The organism is Actinomadura sp. KC216, assembly GCF_004348535.1.
In the GTDB taxonomy this organism is placed as follows: Bacteria; Actinomycetota; Actinomycetes; order Streptosporangiales; family Streptosporangiaceae; genus Spirillospora.
Genome location: NZ_SMJX01000006.1, coordinates 32312 through 52261 on the forward strand (window position 1 = coordinate 32312; position 19950 = coordinate 52261).

General features: G+C 74.8%; 12 protein-coding genes. 1 reads left to right on the forward strand and 11 read right to left on the reverse strand.

The window, feature by feature from the left end; genetic code table 11:
• Nucleotides 1-6 precede the first annotated feature (6 nt).
• The 9 genes from E1264_RS01880 to E1264_RS01915 form a co-directional block, all read right to left on the reverse strand.
• The gene (locus E1264_RS01880; protein WP_132168900.1) at nucleotides 7-1476 is read right to left on the reverse strand and encodes a hypothetical protein; all 1470 of its coding nucleotides are present in this window, start codon (nucleotides 1474-1476) and stop codon (nucleotides 7-9) included.
• On the reverse strand, nucleotides 1476-4691 hold the full coding sequence (locus tag E1264_RS01885) for a hypothetical protein (protein ID WP_132168902.1): 3216 nt from the start codon (nucleotides 4689-4691) through the stop codon (nucleotides 1476-1478). The genes E1264_RS01880 and E1264_RS01885 overlap by 1 nt, the downstream gene beginning before the upstream one ends.
• On the reverse strand, nucleotides 4688-5983 hold the full coding sequence (locus E1264_RS01890) for a serine/threonine-protein kinase (RefSeq protein WP_165963915.1): 1296 nt from the start codon (nucleotides 5981-5983) through the stop codon (nucleotides 4688-4690). The genes E1264_RS01885 and E1264_RS01890 overlap by 4 nt, the downstream gene beginning before the upstream one ends.
• Entirely contained in the window at nucleotides 5980-8868 is a 2889-nt protein-coding gene (locus tag E1264_RS01895; protein WP_132168906.1) for an AAA family ATPase, read from the reverse strand. The genes E1264_RS01890 and E1264_RS01895 overlap by 4 nt, the downstream gene beginning before the upstream one ends.
• A gap of 151 nt (nucleotides 8869-9019) precedes the next feature.
• Nucleotides 9020-10486, reverse strand: coding sequence for an aminodeoxychorismate synthase component I (gene pabB / locus E1264_RS01900; RefSeq protein WP_347813356.1), 1467 nt, complete (start codon nucleotides 10484-10486; stop codon nucleotides 9020-9022).
• The gene (locus E1264_RS46180) at nucleotides 10483-11103 is read right to left on the reverse strand and encodes an aminodeoxychorismate/anthranilate synthase component II (protein WP_347813357.1); all 621 of its coding nucleotides are present in this window, start codon (nucleotides 11101-11103) and stop codon (nucleotides 10483-10485) included. The genes pabB and E1264_RS46180 overlap by 4 nt, the downstream gene beginning before the upstream one ends.
• An 89-nt stretch (nucleotides 11104-11192) precedes the next feature.
• Nucleotides 11193-14081, reverse strand: a complete 2889-nt coding sequence (locus tag E1264_RS01905) for a LuxR family transcriptional regulator (protein ID WP_132168908.1) — start codon at nucleotides 14079-14081, stop codon at nucleotides 11193-11195.
• 257 nt (nucleotides 14082-14338) lie between these two features.
• Nucleotides 14339-14938, reverse strand: a complete 600-nt coding sequence (locus tag E1264_RS01910) for a hypothetical protein (RefSeq protein ID WP_132168910.1) — start codon at nucleotides 14936-14938, stop codon at nucleotides 14339-14341.
• A gap of 303 nt (nucleotides 14939-15241) precedes the next feature.
• Nucleotides 15242-15766, reverse strand: coding sequence for a hypothetical protein (locus tag E1264_RS01915; RefSeq protein WP_132168912.1), 525 nt, complete (start codon nucleotides 15764-15766; stop codon nucleotides 15242-15244).
• 232 nt (nucleotides 15767-15998) lie between these two features.
• Between E1264_RS01915 and E1264_RS01920 the strand changes: the two genes are divergently transcribed.
• Nucleotides 15999-18026, forward strand: coding sequence for a SpoIIE family protein phosphatase (locus E1264_RS01920; protein WP_132168914.1), 2028 nt, complete (start codon nucleotides 15999-16001; stop codon nucleotides 18024-18026).
• A 25-nt stretch (nucleotides 18027-18051) separates the two neighbouring features.
• Here E1264_RS01920 and E1264_RS01925 read toward each other — a convergent pair whose 3' ends face one another.
• Nucleotides 18052-18792, reverse strand: coding sequence for an enoyl-CoA hydratase-related protein (locus E1264_RS01925; RefSeq protein WP_132168916.1), 741 nt, complete (start codon nucleotides 18790-18792; stop codon nucleotides 18052-18054).
• Nucleotides 18789-19946, reverse strand: a complete 1158-nt coding sequence (locus E1264_RS01930) for an acyl-CoA dehydrogenase family protein (RefSeq protein ID WP_132168918.1) — start codon at nucleotides 19944-19946, stop codon at nucleotides 18789-18791. Before E1264_RS01930 ends, E1264_RS01925 begins: the two co-directional genes overlap by 4 nt.
• Between the last annotated feature and the right edge of the window lie 4 nt (nucleotides 19947-19950).

Below are 19950 nucleotides of genomic sequence, written 5' to 3' on the forward strand. Positions count from 1 at the left end.
GCATCCTCACCTGTCGTAGTAGTCGAGATAGCCGCGGGCCAGCTCGTTGCCGGGGTCCAGTTCGAGCGCCTCCTCCAGCAGCCGGAGCACCCGCTCGCTGCGGGCCAGGTCCCGGGCGGTGGCGGTACCGGAGGAGGTGCGCTCGGCGTCCAGGCTCGCCGCCCACAGGGCGAGGACCGTGGACAGCTGCTTCTGGATGAACGCGACCTTCTCGGGGAGCGCGGCCAGCTCGAGCGCCTTCCGCAGATCGTCCGCGGCCTTCTCCAGGCGCCGGGCCTGGGGCAGGGGGCCGGCCAGCCCGCGGCCGGCGTGCTGGTCGTTGGCGGTCCGCACACCGCGGTCCAGGTAGGTCTCGACGAGGACCCGGGCGGCGTTGTCGTTGGCGGGGTTCCAGCGCAGCGCCTCCGTCAGATCGGCCACGATCTGGTCGTCGGTCCCCGCCGCCACCGCGCGGAACAGCAGGTACCGCGACAGGGCCTGGTTCTCGGGCCGATGCGCCTCCCCGGCGGTGCAGAGCGGGGCCAGGCGGTCGGCGAACTCGCGCCCCGACTTCAGCACGTCCCTGATCGAGTCGAAGTCCTTGCCGTTGTTGTAGTGGCACATGCTCAGCTCGTTGTGCCATTCCAGACCCGTGACCAGCACCCGCCGCATCGGCACGCCCAGCCGGATGAACGGCGCCAGGCGGTCGATGCCCGCGCCGTAGGCCTTGTCGATACCGTCCAGGGCGCTGATCGCCGCCCGGTCGTTGACCCGGCTCTCGGCGTCCTGGACGAGGTCGTCGCACCACCGTTCGAGGGCCTCGGCGGCCAGCCGCGCCGGGCCGGCGAGCCGCCGCGCGCTCACCCGGTGCGCGAAGGGGATCGCGTGCTCGAAGAGCAGCTCGCGCACCGGCTCCGGGTCGCCGGACCGGCAGGCGTCCAGGCAGCGCAGGTGCCGCCGGGCGGCGGCCACCCGGCCCTCGGCCAGCGCGCGGGCCCCGTGCGCGACGTGCAGGTCGAGCAGACCGCCGACGATCTTGTCGCGGGCGGCGTCCTCGGCGTCCCGGGCGATCCCCGCCCGGCGCCAGAAGTCCCCGGTGGCCAGCAGCAGCGCCCACAGCGTGGTGGCGATCACCAGGAGCTCGGACGCCGAGCCGCCGCGGGCGATCCGCCGCAGCGCCCGCTCCCGGTAGAGGACGGCCAGCTCGTGGTGCAGGGCGAGGTCGCCCGGCCGGTCGCGCAGGACGGCCCGCCACCGCTCGGAGATCCGCGCCTGGTCGTTCGCCAGCAGCGCGGCACGCAGTTGGGCGTCGTTGCCGATGAGGGTTTCGAGGACCTGGTGCCGCCCGGCCCGGGTCGTCCCGTCCTCCTCCGCCGTCTCCGGATCGGGGTCGGGGCCGGGGAAGACGTGGGCGAGCAGCCGCTCGACGCACACCTCCAGTTCGAGGGAGGAGGCGAGCTCGTCCAGGGACCGCCGGGCGGGCGCGCCGGCCGCCATCAGGACTCCCACCTTCCGCGCAGGGACCCGGTGTGGGCGAGCGCCTGCAGCTCCTCGAAGTGCCCGAGCGCCCGGGAGACGGCCTTGGCCGCCGCGTGTTCCCGGAAGCGTTCGAGGGAGCGTGCCCATTCCGCGGCGAGGATCCGGGCGCGTACTCCGGTGAGGGTCGCGAGCCGCTCCTCGTAGAGCCGCCGCACCTCGGCGATCTCGTCCTCCTCGGGCAGCAGCTCCTCCGGCTCGTCGTCGTCCAGGACCCCGGCGGCCCTGTGCAGCAGCCGCGCCGCCTCCAGGAGGTCGCCGCCGCGCCGGGCGGCCGTGGCCCGGTGGCACAGGTAGCGGCCGTACTCCTCCCGGACGGCCTCCAGGTCGCCTGCACCGCCCGCGCGCAGCGCGTCCCGCCAGGCGGAATCGGCCATCTGGTGGTCGCCGACCGCGGTGGCGCAGCGGGCCAGGGTCAGCGGCTCGAACCGGGTGGTGACGACCACCTTGCGCAGCAGCGCGGCCAGTTGGCGTGGCCGGGCGCCGCCGCCGCGTCCCGGCGCGGCGCACAAAGCGGGCATGACCCGTCCAAGGTCGACCAGGTCGGCGATTTCGTCTTCGGCCAGGGCCTCCAGAAGCAGCTTCCGGCATGCCTCCGGGTCCGTGTCCGCCAGGCCCGCCGCGCGGGCGAGGCGGAGCGCGGCGGCGATCCGTGCGGGCGCGCCGTCCGGCGGCGCGAGCTCTCCCGGGTCGTCCGCGGCGGGGCCGCCGAGGGCGGTGGTGAGGATGGCGCGGACGCGTGCCTCGTCGGCGTCGATCGCGGACGCGCCGTCGAGCAGCCGCAGGGCTTCGGCGCGGTCGCCGCCGGCGAGGGCGTGCCGGGCGGCGGCCAGCGCGCCGGGCAGGTCGGCGGGCGGGTCGCCGGCGGCGCGGCGCGGCGGGACGGCGCGGACCACGGCGGCGCGCGAGAGGTGATGCAGCCGCCGCAGGACGAGCGGGTCCGCGGCGGGGACGTTCCGCTCGGCGAGCCCGCCCAGCAGGCCGGACAGCTCGGCCGCCCGCTCGCCACCGGCGAGGACGCTGGCGCGGGCGAGCACCCCGGCGAGGGCGGTCACCGCGGGCGCGGCGGGGTCGCCGTCCGCGCCGCCGACCTGGTTCACCAGCTGCCCGCACAGGCCGAGGTCGAGGCCGGCGCCGGGCTGCCCGGCGGTCAGCTCCGCCAGCCCGAGCACCCACGTCGCCCACGGATGACCGGCGGCCCTCCTGCGCAGCTTGCCCAGCGTGTCGGTGCCCGCCTGCCCGGTGGCGAACAGCTCGGCGGCCCGCGCGAGCGCGCGGGTGTCGGGCGGGACCAGCCGCGGGCCCGCCGCCGCGGCGCGGTCGAAGTCCTCCTTCGCCTGGAGCGCGGACCGGGTGGCGTCGTCGGGACGGCCCCGGGCCTGCTGCCGGATCGCCTGGTGCAGCCGCAGGTGCCCGAGGGAGTAGCGGGCCTTCGGCAGCGTGTGCGCTTCCAGGCGTTCGAGCCGATCGGCCGCGGTCTCCTCCTCGTCGCCGAGGCTCGCCGCGAGCCAGGTGCGCAGCAGCTCGGCCTTCGGCCCGGACGGAGCCTCGGGGCCGTCGAGCAGGTGCAGGGCGGAGGTGGGACGGCCCTCCTGGGCGTCGTGGGCCGCCAGGACGAGCGCGGCCCGGCCGTACCCGTGCGCCCGGGCGGCCTCGGTGAGCAGTTCACGGGCCCGATCCGGGCGGGTCTCCAGCTCGGCCAGGCCGGACCACAGCAGCCGTTCCGGGGCGGGCAGCCGCTGGAACAGCGGCAGGGCCGTGGCCTGGGTCAGCGCGTACTGGTTGTGCCGGGCGAAGCGCAGGGCCAGCACCGTCCGCAACGCTTCGAGGTGGTCGGGCAGGGCGCCGTCGTCCGCGAGCCAGGTGGACGGTTCGGCGGGCGGGCGCCCGCCCTGGATCAGTTCCGTCCGTGCGGCGGCCAAGGCCGAGTAGGCGCCAGGCGGCGCGGCGCTGGCATCGGCCTCCGCGTCGCCGGCCGCGGGGTCGATGTCGCAGAGCACGCAGCGCACGGCCCATGCTTCGGGACGTCCCCGCACCCGGTCGAACCGGGCCGCCACCCCCTCGCGGTCGCCGCGCAGGTACAGGGCCCAGGCCGCGTGGTAGTCCCAGCCGGGACGTCCGGGAAACGCCTCGGCCAGCGGCGCCAGCAGCTCCGCGGCCCGGCGGGAGTCGCCCTCCAGCAGGTACAGGCGGCCGATCGCGTAGTCGAGCCATTCCCCGGCCTGGGCCGCGACGGTGAACCCGGTCAGCCGCGCCGCGCCGGCCGGTGCGGGAGCCGGGTCCGCCGGATCGTCGAGCCAGGCCAGGACCCGGCCGAGCCGGATCAGCTCCTCCACCGCGCGGGTGCGCGGGCGCGCGGGGTCGGCCGCCAGCTCGGCGAGCGACCCGTGGGCGCCGGACCGCAGCAGTGCGGCCAGCAGCCCGGCGAACGCGCTCTCGTCGGCGGGCGCGGCGCGCCACGCCCTGGTCAGCGGCGCGACCGCGTCGTGCGGGGCGCCGTCGACCATGAGGCGGTGCAGGCCGAGCGTGCGGTCCAGATCGGGACGGGCCGCTCCGGCGGACGCCATCATGGCGGCGAGCTCGCCCGCCTGGGCGATCCGGATCGTCCCCGAGTCGTGCCGCACCGACAGCAGCCCGGCGACCAGCGCGGCCACCGCGTCCGGTGGGCGCTCGGCCCGCCCCGTCACCTCGGCGTAGATGCTCAGCTGGTCGCGGCCCACCGCACCGTGCGCCGCCAGTTCGGCGGCGGCCCGGGCAACGACGTGAGGGCCGGAGTACGGCGATCGGCAGAGCCGGGTCAGCAGGCCGGTGGCCGCGTCCCCTTCTCCGCGCGCCCGGCGGGCCGCGGCGAGCGGAAGCAAGGCCGCCATGAGCGCCGTGCCGGGGTCGCCGGACGCGCCGTCCCCGGCGATCGCCTCGGCGTACTGCAGGCCGCGGCTCTCCAGGAGGCCGAAGTCCACATCGGTCAGCTCGGGAAGCAGCCGCGCCGCCAGCATCGACTCCAGGAGCTGCGGCCAGAACTCCGCGTAGGCGGGGTCGCTCGCGATACCGGCGGCGACCTCGCGCAGCATCTCGGCCGCCCGCGCGGGGTCGGGCTCGGCGTCCGCGGCGTCCCAGAGCCTGCGCAGCCGTGCACCGCGGCCGAACCGGCCCCCGAGCGCGCGTTCCGGTTTCATCGGCCGCCGCGTCCCTCCTCGCGGCGGAGCAGCTCCTCGAACCGGTTCGCCTGGTAGTGGTTGCCCGCCTTCGTGTACGCCCGCACGATCGCCCTGAGCAGCGGAACGCGCTGCTCCCTCATGTCGGGGCGGGACGGGAGGCCGGTGGCGCGGTCGTCCAGCAACTGCCAGGCCGACTTGTACCGGCGGGCGGACTCCGCGGCCTCGTCCAGTTCGCCGAGGGCCTGCCCCAGGTCGCGCAGCAGGACGAACCTCTCGGCCGGGGGCCAGGTGCGGCTCGCCAGCAGGCGCTCCAGGGCCGCCCGGGCGCCGTCCAGATCACCCTGCTCGTTCAAGGCCCGCGCATGGCGCAGCTCTTCTTCCATGTCCGGCTGCAAGTCGCGCTTGGGAGGGCGGGGTGCGTCCAGCGCGGTGAGGAACTCGTCGGCGGTGGCGATCCGGCGGGCCGGGGAATGCTCCAGGCACCGCATGACCAGCGCGTCCAGCTCCTCCGGCACGGTGTTGTTGAGCAGGGACGGCGGCTCGACCCGGCATTTGGCGCGCGCCTCGAACAGCCAGTCGCGGTGCAGCCCTGACGGCAGGTCGGCCGGCGGGTGCAGGTGGCCGAACGGATGGCGGCCGGTCAGCCCCTCGTAGATCAGGACGCCCAGCGAGTAGAGGTCGGAGGCGGGCACGCTCTCGCCCAGCAGCGTCTCGGGGGCCATGGCGGCGTGCGTGCCCACGATGCCTTCGGCGTGGCCGACGTCCAGCAGGCGGGCGGCGAGCCCGAAGTCGACGAGCCGGACCGTCCGGTCGAGCCCCAGGAGCACGTTGTCGGCCTTCAGGTCGCGGTGCAGGAGCGGCGGCACCAGCGCGTGCAGCCCGCGCAGCGCGAGGCATATCTGCCGCGCCCACTTGACCAGCAACGGGGCCGGGACGCCCCTCGGGTACGAGACGAACTGCGCGTGCAGCGTCGTGCCCTGGACGTACTCCATCGCCAGATAGGCGCGCCCGCCCATGTCCTCCGCGATCCCGGCGTCGTACAGGTGCACCAGGTGGGCGCGGGCCTCGGTGTCGGACATGCCGTCCATGGCCTCGGCCAGGATCAGGGCGTCGGAGAACAGGTCGCGGGCGGTGCTCTCCGACATCCCGGCGCGGCGGGACAGCTTGACGGCCACCCGCCGGATCGGCACGCCCATCGCGTGCTGCTCGCTGCGGAACACGGCACCGAAGTTGCCCTCGCCGAGCCATTCGCGCAGCACGTACCGGCCGTCGACGGTCCGCCCCTCGAAGCCCTTCAGCTCCGCGCTCACGAGCCCGCCCCTCCGTCCTTCGTCAGCTGGACGGCCCTCTCCTGGCCAGCCTTCCGCTCGACGGCCTTCCGCTCGACGGGCTCCAGCAGGACGGCCTCCACCAGCGGCGTGCCGCCCGGCCGGAAGCGCAGCTCGACCCGCCGGCACCGGTCGAACTCCGCGGGCGCCCGGTCGGCCGCGAGCATGATCGGGTCCTTCACCAGCGCGGACACCAGCCGGTGGATGATGCGCCCGCCCTTGACGCCGCCCTCGGCGTCGTCGGCGGCGTGCCCGCGGTCGGCGATGTACTCGACCAGGGCCTCGGGGACCACGAGGTCCTTCTCCCGGCGGTCCCGCCAGAACCGGCGCTGCGCGTCGATCTCGTGCCGGCAGATCCCGGCCATCGCGGCCCGGTCCAGCGGCCGGAAGACGATGATCTGGCGCAGCCTGGCCAGGAACTCCGGCGGGAACACCGCCTCGCCCGAGCGCGGATGGCGGGTCTCGCGCAGCCGCCGCTCGACGGCCTCGGCGATCTCCTCCGCCGGTCGCCCCCGCGCCGACATGTCCGCGATGACGTCGTGCCCGGCGTTGGTCGTGAGGATGAAGATGGCGCGGTCGCCGAACGCCTTGGTGCCGCGCTGGTCGACGATCCAGCCCTCGTCGAACAGGTTGAGGAAGGGGCGCCAGACCTCCGGGTGGGCCTTCTCCGCCTCGTCCAGCAGGAAGACGCAGTAGGGGTCGGCGTTCAGGTCGTTGATCAGCCGCCCGCCCTGGTCGTGGCCGATGTATCCGGGCGGGGACCCGAGGATCCCCGAGACGCTGTGCGGCTCGGTGAAGTTCTCCATCGGGTAGGTCTGCAGGCGCTTGGACGACGAGTAGAACCTGGCCACGGTCTTGGCCAGCTCGGTCTTGCCCACGCCGGTGAGGCCCGCGAACAGCAGGACCGACGCGGGCTTTCCCGGCGCGGCGAGGCCCGCCTTGATCTGGCGCAGCTCCGCGGCGACGGTCCGCACCGCCTCGGGCTGGCCGACCACCCGCTCGCCGAGGGCCCGTTCGAGGTCGACCCGCTCCCCGCCGGACCCGGCGATCTGGGCGACCGGCACCCCCGATATCTCCGCGACGACCGCGGCGATGTCGTCCGGGCCGACCGCCTCCTGGTCGCTGCCCTCCTGCGTCCGGCGGTAGTGCAGGTCCTCGCAGGCGCGGCGGAGCACCCGCACCGACTTGGCCGGCAGCCGCTCGTTCAGCATGAAGTCGACCGGGAGCACCACCGCGCGCTCCACCGCGCGGTCGGTCACCTTGACCTTGAAGCGCGCGGCGAACTCCTCGGCCGCCTGCGCCGCCATGTCGCGGGCCTCGGCCTGGCCCGGCTCGTCCACCTCGACCCGGGCGCACAGCTCCAGCAGCGCCCGGTCGGGGGTGATGAGCTCGTCGTAGTCGTGCGCGGACAGCACGCCGATGAGGTGGATACGCCGCTCCTTGAGCGCCGCGCGCAGGAGCAGCCGGTGGTCGGCGCCGGACGGCCCCCGCAGCAGGGCGGCGAGCCCGTCCACGCAGAGGACCAGGTCCGTGCGCCCGGTCACGTGCTCGATCAGCCCGCTCAGCTTGGCGCCGCTCTCGCCGGGCGGCACGTCCCGGCAGTCCACGTGCAGGAACCGCTTGCGCCGCAGGAACGATATCTGCCCCGCGGCGGCCCGGCGGGCCAGCTCCCGCACCAGCGTGGTGCTGCCCACCCCCGGCATCCCGATGATCAGGACGTGCGGCGCGCTGGGCCGGTGCAGGGCCCGCAGCAGCAGATCGAAGTAGCGGTCGACGTGCAGCGCGGGCGGGAGGTCTTCGGTGCGGGCGAGGAACGTGAGGTCCTGGGCGGGCGGCATCCCGGCGGGCAGCCGGAACGCGACCTCGCGCGGCCGTGCCGCGCTGCGCTGCCGCAGCGCGTCGTCGAGGTCGCGGCGGAGCCGGGCGAGGTCGAGCCCTAGCGGCGGCGTCTGGAGGACGTTGCCGAGCCGCGGCGGCACCTCGTCCAGGACCGCGCCGAGCAGATGCGGCCCGTCGATCCGCTCGGCGCTCCAGGACACGGCGATGCGGCGCGCCCGTTCGAGCACCGCCAGGAAGGGCTCGCCGAGGCCCGCGCGGTCGAGGGGCAGGGGGTCGGCGGTCCGCGGCCGGTCGACGAGCCGGAACGCGTCGGCCACCGCCGCGGCGACCTTCGCGGGGCCGACCTGCGGCGGGACCTGGAGCCGGACGAGGCGCTCGGCGAGCCCCTCGGTCTCGCACAGCAGGGCGAGGAGGCAGTGCGGCGGGAGGACGCGGTCATAACCGAGCACGGCCGCCTGCTCCGCCGCCTCTTCCAGGGCCGACCACGCGTCCTGGGTGAACTCCTCCGAGCGGAGCCTGCCCGACTCCTCGTCCAGCAGCGGCGGCAGCGGCTCCCCGGCCGCCCGGACCTGAGCGCGCAGCGCCGCCACGGCCGCGCCGGCGTCCAGGGTCACGAGGTTCTGCCGGTCCCGGGTCTCCAGGTGCTCCAGGACGCAGGCCACCAGCAGTTCCAGTGCCGTCTCTTCCGCGGGGGCCTTGGCGTACTCGGCGGCGAACGCGTCGAGCGCCGCGAGGCACTCCGCGCTGAATTCGTCCCGGCCGCCGCCGAATTCATCGGCTTCGGAGCCGTTGCGCCCGGGATTGTAAATCTCGATGCCCTCAAGGAGGTGGCGCACCTGCGCGCCATCGGAGAGGGCCCGGCCCAGCGCTGTCAGCAGCGACGCGTCCCCGGAGGCGATGGCGGCATGCAGCAGGTCACCGGTCCGCACCGGCCCGGCGGCGCGGTCGACCGCCGCGCGCAGCACATCGGTCGTCCGGGGGTCGGCAACGGCCTGGGGGGCGAAGATCCCGTTGACGAACAGCGGCAAAAGTCCTCCCAGCGCCCGGCGACGGGCGTTCTTTGCACTGCTGCGGGGTTTCTCGCGGGGAGTCTTATGCTCTCAAACCCGCCGCTCACAGGCCATGGTTATCAACAATCTCCGCCCGCTCCGCGCGGGCGAAAGCGGATTGCCTTCAAGATCACCGGGTGAATGGCTCGTTCCCCGAGAGCCAGGAGTGGTAGGCGCGCATCGGGGCGGCCGTTTTCAGCAGCATCTCCTCGTACTCCTCGTCCGGGTCGGAGTCCAGGACGATGGCGCCACCGGCCCCGAGGCGCAGTGCGCCGCCGGTGAAGACGGCGGTGCGGATCACGATGTTGAGGTCGGCGGCGCCGGTGCAGCCCAGATAGCCGATGGCGCCGGAGTAGACGCCCCGCGCCTCGGTCTCCAGCGAGTCGATGATCTCCATGGTGCGCAGCTTGGGGGCCCCGGTCATCGAGCCGCCCGGGAAGCAGGCGCGCACGGCGTCCAGGGCGGTGACACCGTCGCGGAGCCTGCCGCGGACGGTGGACACGAGCTGGTGCACGGTGGCGTAGGTCTCGGTGGCCATCAGCCGGGGGACGGTGACGCTCCCGGGAACGCAGACGCGGCCCAGGTCGTTGCGGAGCAGGTCGACGATCATGAGGTTCTCGGCGCGGGCCTTCGCGCTGGTGCCGAGCGCGGCGCGGAGCGCGCGGTCCGCCGCGGGGTCGGCGCTGCGGGGTGCGGTGCCCTTGATCGGGCGCGCCTCGGCGTGGCCCGTCCGGTCGACGCGCAGGAAGCGCTCGGGGGACGAGCACGCCACGCGCACCTCGCCGAACCTCAGAAACGCCGCGTACGGGGCCGGGTTCGCGCGCCGCAGCGCCCGGTAGAAGCCGAACGGGTCGCGGTCGCGCGGCGCGGGCAGCCGAGCGGTGTTGGTCAGGCAGATCTCATAGCTCTCCCCCGCCCGCAGGGCCGCCTGGCAGGCCCGGATGTCGGCGATGTAGCGGGCCCTGTCGCGGACGAGCCAGGGCTCGGCCGCGGCGGTGTCGGCGACGACGGGGGGCGGCGGGCCGCTCGCGGCGGGCTCCGGGATTCCTCGCAGGGCCTCGGCGGTCGCGTCCAGCCAGGCGGTGGCGTCCCGCCGTCCGGCCGGGGTGTCCTCGCACAGGCACAGCAGGCGGGTGGCCCGCTCCTGGTGATCGACCGCGATGAGCCGGTCGGCGAACAGCCAGCAGGCGTCGGGGGCCGGCGACCGGTGCCGGTTCGGCGAGCCGCAGTCGGCCTTCAGCTCGTACCCGAAGTACCCGACGTACCCGCAGGCGAAGTCGAACGGCAGTTCCGGCGCGTCGATCCGGCGCCGGGCGAGCCGGTCCGCCAGGACGTCGAAGATCCCGGCGCGCGTCCGCCGGGCCGGCCGCCCGGGCCGCTCGATCTCGGTCACGCCCGACGTCACGTCGTACCGGACGGCCTCCGCGAGGGGCCCGGAGCCGTCCCCGGCGAAGGAGAAGCGCGCCAAACCGGGCTCGGCCTGCGCGCTGTCCAGCCAGAACGCGGTGGGCGACCCGGCGTACAGGCGCTCGAAGACCGTCTCCAGATCCACCGGCGCGGGAAGCGTGCGGGTGAGCAGCCGGAAGCGGGCGCTCACGGACGGGACGCCTCAACGGCGGGCACGAGCCCGCCGCGGCGGCGGGCGGTGAGGTCACGGAAGTTGGCGAGCAGCCGGTGCCCGTGCTCGGTCAGCACCGACTCGGGGTGGAACTGGACGCCCCACAGCGGGCGGGTGCGGTGCCGCAGCGCCATCAGGACGCCGTCCTCGGCCCACGCGGTCGCCTCCAGCGTCGGCGGCAGCGGCTCCAGCAGCCGGAAGGAGTGGTAGCGCACGGCCGTGAACCCCTGCGGCACGCCCGCGAACAGGTCGCTGCCGTCGTGCCTGATCGTGGACAGGTGCCCGTGCCGCGGCCACGGCGCCGGGCTCACCACACCGCCCTCGCCGGCCCCGATGCCCTGGTGGCCGAGGCAGACGCCGAGCAGCGGGACGTCCGTCCGGGCGATCAGCGCCGCCGCGCCGCCGAAGTCGCGGGCGCGGGACGGGTGCCCCGGCCCCGGCGACACCACCACGTTGTCGAACGCGCCGAGATCCAGGTCCGCGCACGCCTCGTCGTTGCGCACGACCGCGGGCTCGACGCCGTTGACCTCGGCGATGAGCTGGAAGAGGTTGTAGGTGTAGGAGTCGTAGTTGTCAATGATCAACGTCTTGATCATGCTCTCCCCGCACGCGCCCGGCACCGTCCTCACCGGAGGACCGCCCCGACGATACCCGGGCCCCACCCGGGGTCCGGCCGCCGCGGGGCTCAGACGCTCTCCGGCTGAGGCGGGGTCACCTCCAGGGTGATCTGGGCGCGCGATCTCACGTTGAGCTTGCGGAGGACCTTGGCGACGTGCTGCTCGACGGTCCGCGTGGACAGCACGAGCGCGTCGGCGATCTCCCGGTTGGTGTGGCCGAGCGCCACCAGGCGGGCGACCTCGCACTCCCGGGGGGAGAGCTGGTCGCCGTAGCCGCGGCGGCCGCGGCGCGCGGGCAGGACGATGCCGTGGCCGCGCAGCACCCGGCGGCAGCGCGCCGCGTCCCGGGACGCGCCGAGCGCCGTGTACTCCTCCATCAGGTTCGCCAGCTCCCGGGCGCTGTCGCCCAGGGCCAACCGGCACCGGGCCGCCGCTTCCGCGGCGCGGGCGGCGTGGTACGGCTGCGGCAGGGCGGCGTAGGCGGCGCGCGCGGCGGTGAACGCCTCGGCCGCGCCCGCGTCGTCTCCGCGCCCGGCGGCGAGGACGCCCCGGCAGGCCGGGAGCGCGGCGGCGGCCATCGGGGCGTCCCGGCCCGCGATACCCTCGGCGAACTCGTCGGTGATCCGCCGGGCCTCGGCCGGTGAGCCGGCGCGGACCAGGGCGACGACGGCCATCGGCACCAGGTCGCCGGCCCAGAGCCAGATGCTTTTGGCGCGTATCCGGGCGATGCCCCGCCGGGCCTCGGCGACCGCGGCGTCGAGGTCGCCGCGCGCGGTGTGCAGCCGGGCCATCGCGCCGGACGCGGTCGCCAGGACGGTCGCGGGCGCGTTCGCGGGGTCGGCGAGCCCGGCGGCGTCGAGTTCCGCGGCGGCGGTGCGCCAGGTGCCGAGCGCGGACGCCAGCAGGCCGAGCACGAGGTGGGCGTCCGCCGCGATGCCGGAGACGCCCTGGTCGATCTCCAGCGTCTGCCGCGCCCGCTCGGCGAGCCCGTCCCAGCGGCCCGCGTACCAGTCGAGACGCAGCTCCGTGCCCTCCATCGTGCCCTCGACGAACGCGGCGGCGCACTCGGCGGCGAGGCGCCCGCCCTCGGCGCGGAACCGCTGCGCACGCGGGTAGTGGCCGAGCCAGGTGGCGGCGTCGGCGAAGTTCCCGCAGGCGCGCGCGACCTGGCGGCGGTCGGTGCCCGCGCCCGCCGCGTCGATGAGCGCCTCGGCACGTTCCCAGACGGTCGCGTCGCCCTCGAACATCAGCAGCGTGAGGTGGTTGCCGCGCACCGCCGTCCGGACGGCGGGGTCGGGTTCGGCGGCCACCAGTTCCTCGGCGCGCTCGATCCATCGCCGGTAGACGGGGAACGGATGCTCGCCCCAGCTCGGCATCGCCAGCGCCGCCATGCCCCGGGCCGCGAGCGCCGGACGCTCGCGCAGTTCCTCGACGGCGGTCTCGGTGCTCTTCCGGCCCGCCTCGTGGTCGCCCATCTGGTTGTAGAGGAGCAGCCCGAGGTTCAGCCTGATCTCGCCGCGCAGGCCGTCGGGGATGTGCTCGTCCCGGACGACGGTCCGCAGCAGCTCCACGGCCCGGCGGTTGGTGAGGCCGAGCACCGCGTCGCGGCTGAACTCGACCGCGATCCTGGCGCGTTCCTCCCCGCCGAGACGGGAGTCGGACAGCAGTTCCTCAAGGATCTCCACGGCGACCGCCAGATCGCCCATCTCGCGGGCCGTGGCGGCGGCGGCCTCGGCGTAGCGCTGCCATTCCGCCACCATTCCGGCCTCCCGCGCGTGGTAGGCGAGCTGGACGAGCGGCGGCGGCTCCTCGTCCGCGAGCGCCCGCACCGCCTGCCGGTGCAACCGGCACCGGTCCGGGCCGGGCAGCGCGGAGTAGACGGCCTGCTGCGCCAGCGCGTGCCGGAAGCCGTACCTGTTCCTGCCCCACTCGTACAGGACGCCGGCGAGCAGCGCCTCGCGGATGGCGGAGGAGCGGTCCGCGGACGGCGGCCGTCCCGGCGGCGGGCCGTCCATGACCGCGCCGATCAGCGCCTCTTCCGCCGGGAGGCGCAGGACGGAGGCGGCCCGCACGGCGTCGGCCGCCGCGGGCGAGAGCGGTCTCATCCGGTCCGCGATCGCCTCCTGGAGCGGCGTGGGCACCTCCATCCCGTCCAGCACCCCCGTCTCGCCCCGGACCGAGGCGGGCAGGGCCCGGACGACCTCCTCCACCACGAACGGGATGCCCGCGCTGCGCCGGTGCAGCTCCTCGGCGAGGTCCGCCGCGGCCTCGGGGCAGGGGGCCTCGGTGACCGCGGCGAGCAGCCCGCGGACGCCCTGCACGTCGAGCGGCCGGAGGGGAAGGAGCAGAGCGGTGGTGCCGGGAGGGTGCCGGAAGGCGCGCCCCAGCGGCAGCCGGTCGCCCGACAGGTCCTCCGGGCGGTAGCTGAGCACCGCCGACAGGCCGGCGGGCGGATCGTCCACCAGGAACCGCAGCAGGTCCCGGGTGCCGTCGTCGGCCCAGTGCAGGTCCTCGACGACCATGACGGCCTCGCCGAGCGCGCCGAGCAGCGCGTGGACGGCGCGGAACACCCGGTGCTCGCGGGCCCGCGCGTCGTGCAGCGGTTCGAGCGCGGGCGGCAGCCGGTCGGCCAGCTCGGGCAGGTAGGGGCGCAGGGCGCCGCAGACCGGGCTGGGCTCGGCGACCCGGTCCATGGGCAGATGGCGCAGCAGTTCGAAGACCGGGCCGTAGGGGAACGGCTCGCGGAGCGGGTGGCAGCGGCCGAGCAGGATCACGCGGTCCCGGAGCGACGGATGCCGGAGGGCCTCGTGGATCAGGCGGGTCTTGCCGATCCCCGCCTCTCCCTCCACCAGCGCCACGGCGGGTGGACGGGCGGCGACGTCGAGCAGCGCGTTCAGCTCGCCCGTCCTGCCGATCAGGACGGGCGCGGCCGGGGTGCGGATTGGCGGGGGGTTCATGGACGACTCCGGCGGGTGACGCCGCGGCCGGCCGGTAACGGGGAGCGGTCGGGGTCACTGGGAGCGATTGGCAGCCGGTACCGCGGTGACAGTGAAGTTAAGTCTTGTACCGGTCCGCGACAACCCCGCGACCCGAAATCCCTGTTTCCGCCCGGCCCCGCGGTCCGCCGGAGCGCGGAAACGGCGCGCGTTCCCGCCAGGTCGCTGACGGGGACGCACGCCGTGTCTCTGCCGGATCCTCTCCGGGGCGGGAAGGGTCAGTCGATCGGGATCAGCGGCGTCTTGCCCAGCTTGCCGCCGCACAGGGACGGCGCCATGACCTCGGACGCGCTTCCCCAGCCGGCGCACCGGTAGCTGCTGTGCCCGTACCAGTCGTGGCCGAACTCGTGCGCGGCGAGAAGCCTCTGGTCCCTGACACCGCCCAGGAACAGCGCGATGCGCTGGCCCCGGCCCCAGTTGCAGCCGACGATCCTGCCGCCTCCGCCGCAGTCGGTGATGTAGCTGTTGCGGCACTCCACCGGCGTCCCGCCGCCCTGGGTGAGCCCCTGCCACGCCGCCGCGCCCGCGGCGATCACCGATGCGGACGCCTGGCACGACCCGGTGAGGTAGTAGCTGCGCCTGCTCGGGACGGGCCAGCCGCCCGGCGGGGGCTCCATCAGCGCGGAGCCGGCCGCTTCGAGTTCCTCCGCGGTGATGCCGTGCGCCTCGACGGGCTGCGCCTGGGCGCTCTGCGTCTTGGCCGCCGCGGCGTCGCTCTGGACGCCCGAGGCGAGTTCGGCGTGCGCGGGGACGCCGTTCACGACCACGGCGGCGGCCACCGCGGCCAGGCCCGTTCTCGTCAGCCGTTTGCTCGGCATGTGCCTCTCCTCCATGGGGGGTTGGGGGTGTACCTCCCGGCGGCCCGGGGCCGCCGGGACACACGGTCGATGGAGGGAGAGGGAGAAGCAATCCCGGAATCGGAAGATAGGTCTACGTATTAAATAAGCGCCCTGGTAGGGCGCTTTCAGAAGCAGCCGGTCATCGCCGCGCAGGCCGTTCTGGTCCGCAATTCATCCCCTTTTCGGGAACGGGATTTCCGGCGGCGAAGGCGGCAGCGGAGGAGCGGCGGCGGAAGGGCGGCGGCCCGGTGCGGGACCGGGCCGCCGCGGCGTGCCGGGGAACTACCAGGTGTGGGCCACGTCGACGACGAGGCGCGTGCCGCCGCCGTCGCGCGGGAGGGTGAGGACGCGGAACGGGAGCCGCGCCCGGACGCCGACGCCGATCGTCGTCTGGCTCTCGAAGGAGGCCGCTCCGGCGACCTGCCGGAACGTGGAGTAGCCGCTGACGTTGGCCAGCTCGGGCGAGGTGGCGGGGAAGCCGGGCGCGGTGGCCGCCTGGACGATGATCCGCAGCTTGGCGCCGCCGCGCAGCGGAACCGGCTTGCCGGAGCCTTCCTGGACCACCTCGTCGACGTATCCGGCGAGGTAGCCGAAGCCCGTCCCGTCCACCTCGATGACCAGCCGGTCGTAGCAGGACTGCTGACCGGTGCGGACCCGCTCCAGCGGGCCCTCCGAGTAGCCGCTCAGCGAGCCCTTCTCCAGCGAACCCCAAGGGGTCGCGCAGGCCGCCGACGCGGACGTGCCGGTTACTCCGACGAGAGCGGCCGACATGACGAGTGTCAACAAGCCCCCGATAAATGCGCGCATTCTGGACCTCCATCGCGCCAAGTGACATCGATGTTGAAGAAGACGTCTCCTGCCTCCCAATGGTTGGCGTTCCATAGAGTCCGCATGCGGCCGTCCGCGTCCAGAACTCCACGTCCGCCCAACGCGACCCACTCGGCCCAGGCGGCACGCGCGGCCCAGGGCTGATACCGCCCGGCATCGTGGGTAGGGAGGGGGTATCCCAGGGTGCGGGGGACCAACCGAGGGACGTGTGATGCATGACGGCGACAGCCGTGGAATGGAGTGGCTCGCGCTTGAGGCGTTCGACCCGACGCCGGTCGCGGTCGCCCTGACGGCCGGGCCCGGCCACCGGGTGGCGTACACCAACCGCGCCTTCCGGGCCTACGTCGGCGACCCTCCGCTCGGCCGGCCGCTCGCGGAGGCGTTCAGCGACCGGACGCGGCACGACTACGCCGGCCTGCTCGACCACGTGCTCGCCACCGGCGAGCCGGTGAGCCTGGTCGAGGCGCCGGTGCGGGCGGCCCCGTCCGCCGACCCGGACCGGTTCCTGTCGGTCAGCCTGTCCCGGTTCACCCACGGGCGGCCCGGCGTGCTGCTGATCGCGGTGGACGTGACCGAGCAGGTCGCCGCGGCGCGGCGGGCCGACCGCGCCACCCGGGAGCAGGAGCGGATCCGGCGCCGGTACGAGAGCCTGGTGTGGCTGGGCGCGCAGATCGTGTGGGTGGCGGACCCGGCGGGCAGGGTGACCGAGTCGAGCGGGGTCTGGGAGCGGGTCACGGGGCAGTCGTGGGAGGAGTACCGCGACGACGGCTGGTCGGACGTCCTGCATCCCGACGACCGCGCGGCGGCGCTGCGGTCATGGCGGGAGGCGTGCGAGCACGCCCGTCCCTGGTACTACACCTACCGGGTGCGGCGGCGGGACGGGGAGTTCCGGCACTACGACGTCCAGGCCGCGCCCGTGCTCGAGGACGGCGAGGTGGTCGAGTGGGTCGGCACCTGCACCGACGTCGAGGAGCAGTGGCGGGAGCGGCAGCGCAGGGACCTCCTCGACCGCGCCGCGGCGGCGGCCGTGGAGCAGACCGAGCTGGCCGATGTGTTCGGCGCGCTCGCCGACGTGCTCGTCCCCGCGCTGGCCGACGGGTGCGGGGTGTACCTGCTCCCCGACCTGGTCGACCGTCCGGCGGGCGCCCCGATCGTCGTGCGCCGGATCGCCACCGCCGCGCGGGCGGGGACCCGCCGGCTGCCACCGACCGGCGAGGAGCGCTTCGCCCCCGACAGCGGGTTCGCCCGCGCGATCAAGCGGCGCCGCCCGCTGCACCTCACCTTCCCGCCGGGGCGCCCGCCCCGGGATCTGCTGCCCAGGTCGACCGTCACCTTCCTCACCCAGGCCAAGGCCACCAGCGTCGTGCTGATGCCGGTCATCGTCGACGGGACCCTGGCGGCGGCGGTCACCGCCGCCCGGCTCGGCGACCGCGAACCCCTCAGAACCGACGACATCGCCCTCATCAGGCAGGTCTTCAACCACACCCACGACGCGCTGAGCAACGCCGTCCAGTTCCACCGCACCCAGCAGCTGGCCCTGGCGCTCCAGCACAGCCTGCTCGCCGACCCGCCCGAGCTCGACGATCTGGAGCTCGCGGCCCGGTACCTGGCGAGCCCCGCCGCGGCCGAGGTGGGCGGCGACTGGTACGACTCGTTCGTCCTGCCCGACGGCGCGACCGCGCTCGCCATCGGCGACGTCGTCGGCCACGACCTGGCCGCCGCCGTGGAGATGAGCCGGCTGCGCAACATGCTGCGCGTGCTGACCGCCGACCGGCTCACCCCGCCCTGCGAGATCCTCCGCCGCCTCAACGTCGCCATGGAGACGGTGGACCCGGACGCGACGGCGACCTGCGTCCTGGCGCGCGTCGAGGAGCCCGAACCGGGCCGGTGGCAGCTCAACTACGCCGTCGCGGGGCATCCGCCGCCGCTGCTGATCGCTCCGGGCGGCGACGCCCGCCTCCTGGACGAGGTCGCCGACCCCCTCCTCGGCTCCCCGCTCGACCAGCCCTACCACAGCGCGATCGAACCGCTGCCGCACGGCTCCACGCTGCTGCTCTACACCGACGGCCTCGTCGAACGGCCCGGCGAGGACCTGGACGCGGGCCTGGAGCGGCTCCGCCGGCACGCGTCCGCGCTCGTGTCCCGCCCGCTGGAGGACTTCTGCGACGCTCTCCTGGACGACATGCCGAGCACCGGCACCGACGACATCGCCATGATCGCCCTGCGCGTCAGCCCCTGACGCGGTCGCGGGACCGCGCCGCCGGTCAGGGGCGGCGGGTGGTGAAGGCTGTGATCGCGGCGCGGGCCTCCGGGCTCTGGATGACGTGGACCTGGTTGGCGGCCTCGGCGTCCAGGGCCTCGGCGAAGGTCGTCTGCCATGTCCGGTTCAGCATGCGTTTCGTGCCGGACAGGGCCGCCGGGGAGAGGGCTTGGAGGCGCCCGGCCAGGTCGGTCACCGCCGCGTCCAGGCCGTCCGGTGGGACGACCTGCGTGATCATGCCGGTCTCGAGCGCGGCCTCGGCGCCGACGCGGTCGCCCAGGAGGCACAGCTCGCGGGCGCGCCGGTCCCCCACCAGCCTGGGCAGCAGCCAGCTCGCACCGCTGTCGACCGACAGGCCGCGGTGGACGAACAGCTGCGCGAAGTAGGCGTCCTCGGCGGCGAGGACGAAGTCGCAGGCCAGCGCGAGGTTCGCGCCTGCCCCTGCGGCGGGCCCGCCGACCTTCGCGATCGTCGGGACGGGCAGCTCGCGCATCGCCAGCACGCACCGGTTCGACACGGCGATGCGGTCGGGCAGCGAGCCGGGGTCGTCCAGCAGGCCCGAGACGTCCGAGCCGCCGCAGAAGGAGCCGCCCGCGCCGGTGATGATCAGGACGCGGGTGTCCTGGAGGTCGGTGAGGATCTCCTCCAGCGCTCCCCACATCGCGTCGGTCATCGCGTTGCGCTTGGCCGGACGGTTGAGTGTTATTTCGGTGATCCCGCCGTCGCGGGTGACGCCGACGCTCATCGCCGGTCACCGTCCAGGGTCCGCGCGACGATCTCCTTCATGATCTCGTTCGTACCGCCGAAGATCGTCTGGATCCTGGCGTCCAGGTAGGCCCTGGCGATCGGGAACTCGCGCATGAACCCGTAGCCTCCGTGCAGTTGCAGGCAGCGGTTGACCACCGTCTGCTGCAGTTCGGTCGTCCAGTACTTGGCCTTGGCGGCGTCCTCGGCCGTCAGCTCCCCCCGGCCGTGGGCCTCGATGAGCGCGTCGACGAAGGTCTGCCCGACGTCCACCTGGACGGCGAGGTCGGCGAGGGTGAACCGGGTGTTCTGGTGCGCCATCAGCCGCCGCCCGAACGCCTCGCGTTGCTTGCAGTACTCGACCGTCCAGGAGAGGGCGGCGCGGGCGGCCGAGATCGCCGACACCGCGAGGCCCAGCCGCTCCTGGGCCAGGTTCCGCATCAGGATGGCGAAGCCCTCGCCCTCGCCGCCGAGCAGGTTCGCGGCGGGGACCCGCGCGTCGGTGAAGAACAGCTCCGCCGTGTCCTGGCTGCGCAGCCCGATCTTGTCCAGGTGGCGGCCGCGGGTGAAGCCGGGCGTCCCGTCCTCCACGACCAGCAGGCTGATCCCCTTGTGGCGCTCCGCGGGGTCGGTGCGGGCGGCCAGGATCACGAGGTCGGCGTTGAGGCCGTTGGTGACGAACGTCTTGGCGCCGTTGACGACGTAGTCGCCGCCGTCCAGCCGGGCGCTCGTGGTCAGCGCCGCCAGGTCCGAGCCCGCGCCCGGCTCGGTCATGGAGATCGCGCCCATCGTCTCGCCGGTCACCATCCCCGGCAGCCACCGACGCTTCTGCGCGTCGTCGGCGAAGTGCAGCAGGTAGGGCAGGACGACGTCGTTGTGCAGCGTGATGCACATGCCCGACCCGATCACGTTCGCGCGCTGCAGCTCCTCGCCGATGACGGCGTTGAACCGGAAGTCGTCCTCGCCGAGCCCGCCGTACTCCGGCGGGACCGCCATCGCCAGGTACCCGGCCTCGCCCGCGGCGGTGAACATCGCGCGGTCCACCCGCCCGGCGTCCTCCCACCGGTCGTGGTGCGGGACGATCTCGGCGGCGACGAAGGAGCGGAAGCTCTGCCGGAAGTCCTCGTGGACGTCGTCGTACAGCCTTCTTCGCACGGTT

Bases quoted from the DNA above. Each gene is read 5' to 3' on its own strand.
- E1264_RS01880 (WP_132168900.1), bottom strand. From the start codon at position 1,476: ATGGCGGCCGGCGCGCCCGCCCGGCGGTCCCTGGACGAGCTCGCCTCC.
- E1264_RS01910 (WP_132168910.1), bottom strand. From the start codon at position 14,938: ATGCCGAGCAAACGGCTGACGAGAACGGGCCTGGCCGCGGTGGCCGCC.
- E1264_RS01905 (WP_132168908.1), bottom strand. From the start codon at position 14,081: ATGAACCCCCCGCCAATCCGCACCCCGGCCGCGCCCGTCCTGATCGGC.
- E1264_RS46180 (WP_347813357.1), bottom strand. From the start codon at position 11,103: ATGATCAAGACGTTGATCATTGACAACTACGACTCCTACACCTACAAC.
- E1264_RS01885 (WP_132168902.1), bottom strand. From the start codon at position 4,691: ATGAAACCGGAACGCGCGCTCGGGGGCCGGTTCGGCCGCGGTGCACGG.
- E1264_RS01915 (WP_132168912.1), bottom strand. From the start codon at position 15,766: ATGCGCGCATTTATCGGGGGCTTGTTGACACTCGTCATGTCGGCCGCT.
- E1264_RS01925 (WP_132168916.1), bottom strand. From the start codon at position 18,792: ATGAGCGTCGGCGTCACCCGCGACGGCGGGATCACCGAAATAACACTC.
- E1264_RS01920 (WP_132168914.1), top strand. From the start codon at position 15,999: ATGCATGACGGCGACAGCCGTGGAATGGAGTGGCTCGCGCTTGAGGCG.